This window comes from Burkholderia sp. 3C, from assembly GCF_054589155.1.
Map to the genome: position 1 here is coordinate 26,858 of NZ_BAAILN010000087.1, position 10,304 is coordinate 37,161.

Sequence of the window (10,304 nt, forward strand, 5' to 3'; positions counted from 1 at the left end):
CGACCAACGCCGACCTCGCCGCGCACCTCAAGACGCTGCCGCGCACGCGCGCCGCGCTGCCCAGGCCGATCGTGCGCGTGGCCTACGAACAGACCGCCGGCCGCGGCCGCCAGGGCCGCCCGTGGTTCGCGTTGCCCGGCAACGCGCTGCTGTGCTCGGTCGGCTGCGTGCTGCCACGCCCGGTCGATGCGCTGGCCGGCCTGAGCCTCGCGGTGGGCGTCGCGCTCGCCGAGGGCCTCGGCACGCTGCCGCTGCGCGGCCAGCGCGTGCGCCTCAAATGGCCGAACGACCTGCTGCTGACCGACGGCGACACGCCGCTCGGCAAGCTCGGCGGGATTCTCGTCGAAACCGTCTGGAACACCGCCGACGCCACCGCCATCGTGATCGGCTTCGGCATCAACGTGCGCGGCGCCGAAGCCGTGGCCGCCGAAGTCGATGCGCTGCGCGCGCGCGACGCGGCGCTGGCCGGCGCGTTGCCGCCCGCCGCGCTGTCGGCCGCCTGCCCGTCGGCGAACCTCACCGATACGCTAGCCGCCGTGCTCGACCCGCTCGCAACCGCGCTCGAACATTTCTCGGCGGCCGGCCTCGCGCCGTTCCGGCAACGCTGGGCCGCGCTGCACGCGCATGCGGGCCGCGAGGTGGTGCTGCTCGAACAGGGCCGGGAAGTGGCGCGCGGCATCGCCACCGGCATCGACGAAACCGGCCAGTTGCTGCTCGACACGCCCGACGGCGAACGCGCGATCGCGGCCGGCGACATTTCGCTGCGCGAATCGGGTGAGGTGGGCGCCGTGGGCCATGGCGGCATCGGTGGCGAGGTCGCGCCATGAGCGAACTGGCGCTGCTCGTCGACGCGGGCAACAGCCGGATCAAATGGGCGCTCGCCGACGCGGGCGGCGGGATCGTCGCGACGGCGGCGTTCGACCATGCGAGCGAAGCCGACACAACCTCGGAGGCCACGCCGGTCGATTCGGCGGCGATTCCCGCCTGGCCCGGGCATCCCGCACCGCGCGGCGCGTGGGTCTCGAACGTGGCCGGCGCGGCGCTCGGCGCGCGCATCGACGCGCTGATCGAGGCGCGCTGGCCCGGCCTGCCGCGCACGCGCGTCGCGGCGCGCGAGGCGCAATGCGGCGTGACCAACGGCTATGCCACGCCGTCGCAACTGGGCAGCGACCGCTGGTGCGGCCTGATCGGCGCGCGCGCGGCCTATCCGGGCGAGGCGCTGCTGATCGCCACGTTCGGCACCGCTACCACGCTCGAATCGCTGAACGCCGACGGCCATTTCACCGGCGGCCTGATCGCGCCGGGCTGGGCGCTGATGATGCGCGCGCTCGGCCAGCACACCGCGCAGTTGCCGACGCTGTCGACCGACACGGCGCAGCGCCTCGTCGGCGAACTCGGCAGTGCGCCGGGCCGCCTGCCGTTCGCCGTCGACACGGCGCATTCGCTGTCGGCCGGCTGCCTGTATGCGCAAGCCGGGCTGATCGAACGCGCCTGGCGCGACCTGTCGAACGATGGCGCGCAGCCGGTGCGGCTGCTGCTGTCGGGCGGCGCCGCCGACGCCGTCGCGCAGGCGCTGACGGTGCCGCACACACGGCACGATGCGCTGGTACTGTCGGGGCTGGCGAGAATCGCTGCGGAAGCCTGCGCCACGCCGCAACAACGCGGCACGGCCTGACCGGGCCACCGCGCGGACGATTCACCGGGCAAGCAGGACCCAAGCAACAGCAACTAGCAGCAGACAATACCAAGCAATATCGAGCAACACGGAGCCATGCGGAACATGCCGGGCGCGGGACTGGGCCGGGCACACGAACGACTGACGGTCGAAGGAGAGCTGGGGCGATGCTACGTTGGATTATCTCGATTTTGGTGGTGGCGAATCTGATCGCCCTGGCGGCGCAGCAAGGCCTGTTCGGTCCGCAACCGGCGGCCGGGCCGCGCGAGCCGTCTCATCTGACGCAGCAGGTGCACCCGCAGGCGCTGCGCGTCGCCGCTACCGTGCAGGCCGCCGAAGCGCCGGCCGTGGGCGGGCCGATTGCCTCGCCGTCGGTCGAATCGATGTTGCTCGGGGCATCGTCTGCAGAAGCGGCTTCCGCGACGGCGCCGGGCGCGTCGGATGCCGCATCGGCGCCCGCCGCGAGCGCCGCCACGTCGGCTGCCCCAGCCACGTCCGCCCCGTCCGCCGCCTCCGCCCCTCACGCCTGACGCGCTGCGCGCGCCGGACTCAAGCCTGGTGCGCGCGCACCTTCTTCAGCAGCGAGGTGGTCGAGCGCTCGAACTCGAACGGAATCGCCTGCGCCGTGCCGCCCCAGCCGCGTACGAGCGCCGATTCCGGCAGCGCATCCATGTCGTAGTCGCCGCCCTTCACGAGGATGTCGGGCCGCACCGCCGCGATCAGGTCGATCGGCGTCTTGTCTTCGAAACCCACCACCCAATCCACGCACTCGAGCGCGGCCAGCAACGCCATGCGATCTTCCTGACGGTTGATCGGGCGATCGTCACCCTTGCCGAGCATGCGCACCGACGCATCGCTGTTCACGCCGACGATCAGGCACGCGCCGAGCGCCTTCGCATCGGCCAGATAGGTGACGTGGCCGCGGTGCAGGATGTCGAACACGCCGTTGGTGAACACGACGGGCGCGTTCAGCGTGGGGCGCAGCGCGGCAAGCGCCTCGCGGGTGATTAATTTGCGTTCGAAGGCGGCGGGCATCGGGATTTCGGCTCCGGTCAGCGGAAGAATAAAAAAAGCCCGCGCGAAATGGCGGGCTTGGCAGCCTTGGCGGGCGGCGAACGGCGCCGCGTCAGGCGGCTTGCGTCGCGCCGGCGTCGGGCGTTGGCGTTTGCAGGCGAGCCGTGACTTCCTTGCGGTAGCGGTTCAATTCCTGCGCCGTCGCGAACGTGCGCTCGAACAGGATCGACAGGTTGTGCAGGATACGGTCGACCACCTTCTTTTCCCAGTCGCCGTCGAAGCGGATCTGCTCGTCGAGCCAGCGCTCGAGCCATTCCGGATCGGGCAGGCGCGACTGGATCGTGTCGCGCGGGAACAGCGCCTGATTCACGTGCAGGTTGGTCGGGTGCAGCGGCTTTTCGGTACGACGCGCCGACGCCATCAGCACGCCGATCTTCGCGAATGCCGAACGCGCGACGTCGCCGCAGTTCACCATCGCCTTCTTCATGTAGCGCAGATAGGCGCCGCCATGACGCGCTTCATCGCGCGAGATCGTTTCGTAGATGTGCTTGATGACCGGCTCCGTGTGCCATTCGGCGGCACGGCGATACCAGTGATTCAGACGAATTTCGCCGCAGAAGTGCAGCATCAGCGTTTCGAGCGGCGGCGCCGGATCGAACTCGAAGCGCACCGCGTGCAGTTCGGCTTCGGTCGGCATCATTTCCGGCTTGAAGCGGCGCAGGTATTCCATCAGCACCAGCGAATGCTTCTGCTCCTCGAAAAACCAGACGCTCATGAAGGCCGAGAAATCGCTGTCGTGATGGTTGTCGCGCAGGAACATCTCCGTGGCGGGCAATGCCGACCATTCGGTGATCGCGTTCATCTTGATCGTCTTGGCCTGCTCGTCGGTCAGCAGCGACGCGTCGAACCGATCCCAAGGGATGTCCTTCTCCATGTCCCAGCGGACGGCTTCGAGCGATTTGTAGAGTTCCGGATAAAGCATGGTGTTCATGGTCCCACCCCTGTTGCGCAATGCGACTTCAAAACGTGACTGTTGGGCCGAGCGACCACAATTCGGACGCTCACCTGACGAAACGGTAATTTTACGCGCTAAACCGAGCGCCGGATGCAAGCGCATCGGCACATTTATTTGCGGCAGCGCAACCGCTTGTGGGGCGATACGTGCGACGCCCGAACCCATCGAGCTTCGCACGCACCCTGAGAGAAGGCCGGCTCAAGGCCGGCTGTCGTTGTCGGGACCGTGCGCGCAAGCGTCAGGGACGGATCGCGCCGCCAGCCCCCGTCTGGATGATTTCGGCGTCGGCGATGATAGCACGCACCTGTGACGGATCCGCGACATGGGCGCGGCAAAGAGTCGCTAAAAAGACACCCCGCACACGCCGCTATCGGCCCTCGCGCGGGCCGGGATTTCGTTCGGATATCGAACCGATTGGTGTGACGAAAGGCGACCCTGCGCGGCTGGCGGCCGACCTGCCGATGCCGGGCGCCGCGCCGCCGTTCTGCGCACCGGCCGAGGCGATCCACGCGGCCAGCGTGTCGCGCTGGCGCATCGCGTCGGCGCGCCCGAGCGCGATCAGCTCGCGCGTGAATTCGGCCTCGAACAAGAGATAGCTGGCGAACGACGCGCCGGCCGGCCGATTGCCGCCGATGCCGCCGAGCAGCGCGCGCACCGTGGCGGGCAGTCGCCGTAGATGCTTGGCTGCGATCAACTCGATGCGCTCGGATGGCGCGATCGCGAGCACATCCACATGCCGCCAGCCGCTTTCCGGCTCGACCTGGCGCGGCAGGTGCTCGACCACGCGGTTGATGTGCTCGATCCGCTCGATGTCGGTGCCGATCGAATCGAGAAACACGCTCGCCAGCACCTGCTGGCCGATCTGCGCGAGCGACGGATAGCCATGCGTATGCGCGATCTCGCCGTTCGCCACCGGCACCTCGGGCCGCGCGGCCGCCGCCCCCACCACCACGATGCGGTCGGCGCCGAAATGGATCGCCGGCGACAGCGGCGCGATCTGGCGGATCGAGCCATCGCCGAAATACTCGACGCGGCCATCGATCACGAGCGGCACCGCCGGAAACACGAACGGGATCGCCGACGAAGCGAGCAGATGCGCGGCCGACAGATCGACCATCCGCGCCGTACGCTGCGCGCGCCGCCATGCATGGATCGGCTCGCTGCCCGCGTAGAACGTCAGATGCCGGCCGCTCGTATAACTGAGCGCCGTGACCGACAGCGCATGCAGCCGGCGCGTGCCGAGCATCTGGTTGATCCGGTGGACGTTCAGTTCGCGCTGCAGCAGATGCGCGAGCGGCGCGTTGTCGAGCAAGCCGCGCGGCGACTGGTGCGCGGCCCAGCCGATGCTCATCGCGGCCAGCCAGCGCGCCCCGGCGCCGGCCACGCCGAGCCAGTCGGTGCGGTAGATCATCTCGGCGCGCAGGTGCTCCCAGAACGCGAGCAGGCGGGCCGCGCCGTGCGGGAAATCGTCGGCGTGGCTGGCGACGGCGGCGGCGTTGATCGCGCCGGCCGACGAGCCGCAGACGATCGAGAACGGCAAGTCGCGGCGCGCCGGTTCGGCCTCGCGCGCGATCTCGGCCAGCGCGGCGAGCACGCCGGCCTGATAAGCGGCACGCGCGCCGCCTCCCATCAGCACGAGCGCGAGCCGCATCGGCGCCTCAGTCGATCAGCGCGGAGCGCATCAGACGCTCCGTTTGCGAGCGGGTTTCGACGCGGGCGGCGGTGCGTCGTCGGGGGCCGCGCTCGACGCTGCGGCGGCCGCACGCGGCTTGGCCGGCGCGGCGCGGCGCGTGACGGGCTTGCGCGCGGGCGAGGCGGGCGCCGCCTTGGCCGGCCCCGCCGCCTTGGCCGGACCGGCAGGCGCGGCAGCGTGGCCGGCGGCGGCAGTGAAAGCGGCGGGCGAGAACGGCGCCGCGGCGGCACCCGGCTGGGACGCCGCGAAACTGGCGATCTGATTGAATTGGGATTGCAGCAGGTTCCACCAGTTGGACGGATCGAAGGCCTCCGCACCGGGCACCGCCCCCGGCGTCGCGCCTTCGGCGGCCGAATCGGCCGAATCGGCCTGAGCAGCCGGTTCGGCTTCGGCCGCCGGTTTCGGCGGCGGCGCACCCCACGGCCGCGCGGCCGGCGGCGGCTCGGGCGCATCCTTCGCGACGGCCGCCTCGGCCGCCGCCATCGATTCCTGCGCGAGCGCACCGAACGCACGCAGCGTGGCCAGCGTCGCGCGCTGCACCTCGAGCGCCTGGATCGCCGATTGCAGCATGCCGAGGTTGAGCTTCAGCCACTGTTCGACGGCGCGCAAATCGGTAATGCGCTTGTCGAGTTCCTCGACGCTCGACAGCGGCGACATCATGTCCGACATCGCCGACAGCGACGGCGGCATGGCGGGCGGCGTGGCCGCGCCGAACGGCGACATCCGCATCATGTCCCACATCCGGTCGAGCATCTCGGACGGGTTGAAACCTGCGAAACCGGAAAACGGATTGGAGCCGGGCGTATCGGTCATGCAACCATCCTTCGTGACGGGTTCGATGAAAACCAGCGGCGCACGCGCGCGCAAGTTTCGATCATAGCGCGCATGGATGCAGCGTGAGCGGCCGCGCGGGCCGGGGTTTACGCACCCGCTGGCGGGCGCGGCGGCCCTCAGGCCCGCTCGTCGAGCGGCGACACGGCCTGTTCGATCGCGCCGAAGATCGACTTGCCCGCCTCGTCGAGCATCTCGATGCGCACGCGGTCGCCGTAGCGCATGAAGTCGGTTTGCGGCGCGCCGTGCTCGATGGTCTCCAGGCAACGTTTCTCGGCGATGCAGCAATAGCCGCGCTTCGCATCGCGGTTCGAGACGGTGCCCGAGCCGACGATCGCGCCCGCGCGCAGGTTGCGTGTCTTCGCCGCGTGCGCGATCAGTTGCCCAAAGTGAAACGCCATGTCCACGCCGGCCTCGGGCTGGCCGACGCGCTTGCCGTTCCAGCTCACCAGCAGAGGCCGATCGACGCGGCCTTCGCGCCAGTGCTCGCCGAGTTCGTCGGGCGTGACCGCCACCGGCGAGAACGCCGTCGACGGCTTGCTCTGGAAGAAGCCGAAGCCCTTCGAGAGCTCGGCCGGAATCAGGTTGCGCAGCGAGACATCGTTGACGAGCATCACGAGCCGCACGCTCTTGAGCGCTTCGTCGGCTCGCGTGCCCATCGGCACGTCGCCCGTCACCACCGCGACCTCGGCCTCGAAATCGATGCCCCATTCCTCCGACGCGCAAACAATGTCGTCGTGCGCGCCGAGGAAATCGTCGCTGCCGCCCTGGTACATCAGCGGATCGGTGTGGAATTCGGGCGGCATCTCGGCGCCGCGCGCGCGGCGCACCAGCTCGACGTGATTGAGGTAGGCCGAGCCGTCGGCCCACTGGTAGGCGCGCGGCAGCGGCGCCATGCAGTCGGCGGGCTCGAACGCGAACGCGCGACGGGCGCGGCCGTGGTTGAGCGCGTCGTACAGTTCGCGAAGCTGCGCCGCGTGGAACGCCCAGTCGTCGAGCGCGCGCTGCAGCGTCGGCACGATCGTGTCGGCGATCGCGGCCGTTTGCAGGTCGCGGGACACCACGATCAATTGGCCGTCGCGCGTGCCGTCCTTCAGCGAAGCGAGTTTCATGGTGCTGGATACCGTGTAGTGACGATGGAGGGAATCTATTTTACGATGGTGAATCTGTGCGGCGAAGCCCGCGCGGCCAGCCCGCCGGGCGTGCCGTGCCGTGCCTGCCCCGCATTCTCCCCCTTCTCCATCTTTTCGCCCTGCACGCTGCCCATGTCCGACCACGACGACCTGACCGACGACCCCGCCGAGGAAAAAGTCCGCTCCGGCATCCAGTCGATCGAGGTCGGCTTCCGGCTGCTCGACGTGCTGACGCAGGAGCCGCGCGCGATGATGCTGCGCGACCTCGCGCAGCGCGCGCAGATGAGCCCGGCCAAGGCGCATCGCTATCTGGTCAGCTTCCAGCGGCTCGGCGTGGTCGCGCAGGACCCCGTCTCGGGGCGCTACGAACTCGGCGGTTTCGCGTTGCAGTTGGGGTTGGCGCGGCTTGCGCGCGTCGACGGCGTGAAGCTCGCGCGCGTGGCGCTCGCCGCATTGCGCGACGAACGCGACCTGACGGTCGGCATCGCCGTGTGGGGCAACCAGGGGCCGACCGTGGTGCACTGGATGGAATCGAGCCACCCGGCCAAGGCGTCGCTGAAGCTCGGCGACGTCATGCCGTTGCTCGGCTCGGCCACCGGCCTGCTGTTCGCCGCCTACCTGCCGCGCGGCAAGACCGGCGCGATGATGGAGCGCGAACTGGCCGACGCGCGCCGCGCCGCGCATCGCGAGGGCCCGCGCACGATGGCCGAGGTCGAGGCGCTGCTGGCCGACGTGCGCACCCATCAGGCCGCGCGCGTGCAGGGCGTGCTGCTGCCCACCATCCACGCGTTCTGCATGCCGGTGTTCGATTCGCTCGGCGAGTTGTCGCTCGGCCTGATCGCGCTGGGTCACGACGGCGGATTCGATGTGGCGTGGGGCGGCGAGATCGATCTCGCGTTGCGCGAATGCGCGCAGAAGCTGTCGTACGAAATCGGTTACAGCGCGACGCCGCGCGAGGCTTGAGCCCGGCTTGCGCTGAATCACCTGCACGGGCGGGTCGGCGAACGATCGTCGCGATGCGCTGTCCGATCGGCTGGCACACAGGCCCGCCCGGCCGGAGCCTGCGAGGCACGCCGCTTGCTCCCGCGCTCGCTGCCGTACCGCCGTTCATCCCATTCATCCCTTCCGCAACCAACCCGTTCCCGATCGATGCCCGCTCCGTTCCCGTCCGACTCGTCACGCCCGAAGCCGCGCCACACGCTGCGCATCGTGCTGACGCTCGCGCTGGTGGTGGTGCTGCACGCGCTGGCGGGCCTGTGGTTCGCCGGCTATCGCGCGCCCGCCAACCCCGACGCGCGCGACGACACGCCCGTCGAAGTCGAATTGCTGAAACCCCAGCCGATCGAGCGGGCGCCCAAGCCGGCGCCGCAACCGGCAGCCCGACCCGCGCCGGCCAAGGCGGCAAAGCCCGCACCCGCGCCGGCGCACGACGACGCGCCGGTATTGACCACCGCGCAGCCCTCGCCCATCACCACTGCGTCTGCCACGCCTGCCGCACCGGGCACCGCCGCGAGCGGCTCGGGCACCGGCGCCTCGGCCGCCAGTGCCGCCAGCGCCGCCGTAGCCGCGCCCACTGCTGCGCCGGGCGCGAAGTTCGTGCCGCCACCATCGGGCGACCTGCGCTACGGCGCGTACTTCAACGGCAACCTGAACGGCACCGCGACGATCCACTGGGTCAACGACGGCAGCCGCTACCGTCAGCGCATCGAGATCCCCGTGCCGTTCGTCGGCCCCTACGTGTACGAGAGCCTCGGCCGCTTCGACGCGTTCGGCGTCGCGCCCGACCGCTACACCGAGCAGCGCGGCCGCCGCCCGGCCGACATCGCGATCTTCAATCGTCAGACCAGGCAGATCGTGTTCACGCGCACGCCCGATTCGCTCAAGCTCGCCGACGGCACACAGGACCGCTTCAGCCTGCTGATGCAGTTGTCCGGCCTCGTGCACGGCGCGCCGGATGTCTACAAGCCGGGCGTCGCGCGCGAATTCTTCGTGATCGACAACAACAGCGGCGAAACCTGGCCCATCGTGACGATCGGCGACGAAACCATCCGCACCGCCACCACGTCGCTCGAAACGCGCCACTTCCGCCGCCTGCCGCGGCGCGCGGGCGATACGCGTCGCATCGACATCTGGCTCGCGCCGTCGCTCGACTGGCTGCCGGTGCGGCTCGTGCAGACCGAGCCGAACGGCACCGAGATCGAACTGCTGTGGCAGGGGCGCGGCGCGCCGACGATCGGGCTCGGGTATGACGAATCGGCGGCGGCGGATGCCGAACCGGCTTCGGCCCCGGAACCGGCGTCGGCCGCATCCGACTCGCCAGTCGCCTCGGCTGCGTCGCCGGCATCGATGACCTCCGCCACCGAAGCCCCGCCCGCCGCCGCACCGGCCTCCACGCCCGCCTCCCCATCCCGGTAATTTCGACCGACCCCACAAGTTTTTTTGCTTCCCGGTAAACTTGCGACACACTGTTGACAATGTTTTGCAACGTGACTCGCAGACGAGAGGAGAATCGGAAACGTTTCATCGAAATCGGTCTCTAACCGATTGCGCCCAAAGCCACACGCGGGCGTGCAGCGCCAACCCCTTGAAACCGGCCAGGCCCGCCCCATCTTTGGAGCATTCGGCCTGAAAGCCACAGCGAAGAGGAGTGCCGCCATGCAAATGATCTACAACAGCCCCAACTACTGCGTAGTCGAATTTCCTCCGCAGCTCGGTCACCACGCCATGAATTCGGGCGGCTACGAGATTGTGGACAAGAATGCGCAGCGCGAGATCTTTATCGAAGGCGAACTGGCGGCACGTTTCCGCGACCATGTCCGGCAACTGATCGAGGACGAGCCCTCGCTCGACGAAGTCGATGAATTCCTCGGCCAGTTCGACAGCCTGATGACCCAGCCGGTGGTGCTGCACTAGCCGGTTCGCGCGCCGCCAAGGCGGCGCGCG

Annotated in this window: 11 protein-coding genes; 6 read left to right on the forward strand and 5 right to left on the reverse strand. The window is 69.5% G+C overall.

Annotated elements, in window-relative coordinates:
* The 3 genes from ACYP33_RS15320 to ACYP33_RS15330 form a co-directional block, all read left to right on the forward strand.
* The coding region (locus ACYP33_RS15320; protein WP_459622696.1) for a biotin--[acetyl-CoA-carboxylase] ligase at positions 1–827 on the forward strand (827 nt) is incomplete at its 5' end.
* The gene (locus ACYP33_RS15325; RefSeq protein ID WP_459622697.1) at positions 824–1,675 is read left to right on the forward strand and encodes a type III pantothenate kinase; all 852 of its coding nucleotides are present in this window, start codon (positions 824–826) and stop codon (positions 1,673–1,675) included. The genes ACYP33_RS15320 and ACYP33_RS15325, both read left to right, overlap by 4 nt.
* Positions 1,676–1,842: 167 nt before the next feature.
* Positions 1,843–2,205: a hypothetical protein gene (locus ACYP33_RS15330; RefSeq protein ID WP_459622698.1), complete on the forward strand. Its 363-nt coding sequence runs from the start codon at positions 1,843–1,845 to the stop codon at positions 2,203–2,205.
* Positions 2,206–2,224: 19 nt separating this feature from the next.
* On the opposite strand, the gene rfaE2 is transcribed toward ACYP33_RS15330, so the two are convergent.
* The 5 genes from rfaE2 to ACYP33_RS15355 form a co-directional block, all read right to left on the reverse strand.
* Positions 2,225–2,710, reverse strand: a complete 486-nt coding sequence (rfaE2, locus tag ACYP33_RS15335) for a D-glycero-beta-D-manno-heptose 1-phosphate adenylyltransferase (RefSeq protein ID WP_459622699.1) — start codon at positions 2,708–2,710, stop codon at positions 2,225–2,227.
* A gap of 91 nt (positions 2,711–2,801) precedes the next feature.
* Positions 2,802–3,671: a ferritin family protein gene (locus tag ACYP33_RS15340; protein ID WP_414445667.1), complete on the reverse strand. Its 870-nt coding sequence runs from the start codon at positions 3,669–3,671 to the stop codon at positions 2,802–2,804.
* A 400-nt stretch (positions 3,672–4,071) separates the two neighbouring features.
* Positions 4,072–5,355, reverse strand: a complete 1,284-nt coding sequence (locus ACYP33_RS15345) for a patatin-like phospholipase family protein (protein ID WP_459622700.1) — start codon at positions 5,353–5,355, stop codon at positions 4,072–4,074.
* 30 nt (positions 5,356–5,385) lie between these two features.
* Entirely contained in the window at positions 5,386–6,210 is an 825-nt protein-coding gene (locus ACYP33_RS15350; protein ID WP_459622701.1) for a PhaM family polyhydroxyalkanoate granule multifunctional regulatory protein, read from the reverse strand.
* A 137-nt stretch (positions 6,211–6,347) separates the two neighbouring features.
* The gene (locus tag ACYP33_RS15355; protein ID WP_459622702.1) at positions 6,348–7,340 is read right to left on the reverse strand and encodes a fumarylacetoacetate hydrolase family protein; all 993 of its coding nucleotides are present in this window, start codon (positions 7,338–7,340) and stop codon (positions 6,348–6,350) included.
* 153 nt (positions 7,341–7,493) lie between these two features.
* Here ACYP33_RS15355 and ACYP33_RS15360 point away from each other — a divergent pair, with 153 nt between their 5' ends.
* From ACYP33_RS15360 to ACYP33_RS15370, 3 genes are all read left to right on the forward strand, one after another.
* Positions 7,494–8,324 (forward strand): IclR family transcriptional regulator, encoded by an 831-nt coding sequence (locus ACYP33_RS15360; RefSeq protein ID WP_414450908.1) that lies wholly within the window; start codon positions 7,494–7,496, stop codon positions 8,322–8,324.
* Between the two features lie 186 nt (positions 8,325–8,510).
* Entirely contained in the window at positions 8,511–9,776 is a 1,266-nt protein-coding gene (locus ACYP33_RS15365) for a DUF3108 domain-containing protein (RefSeq protein WP_459622703.1), read from the forward strand.
* A 240-nt stretch (positions 9,777–10,016) separates the two neighbouring features.
* Positions 10,017–10,274, forward strand: coding sequence for a BTH_I0359 family protein (locus ACYP33_RS15370; protein WP_206127732.1), 258 nt, complete (start codon positions 10,017–10,019; stop codon positions 10,272–10,274).
* Positions 10,275–10,304: the final 30 nt, after the last annotated feature.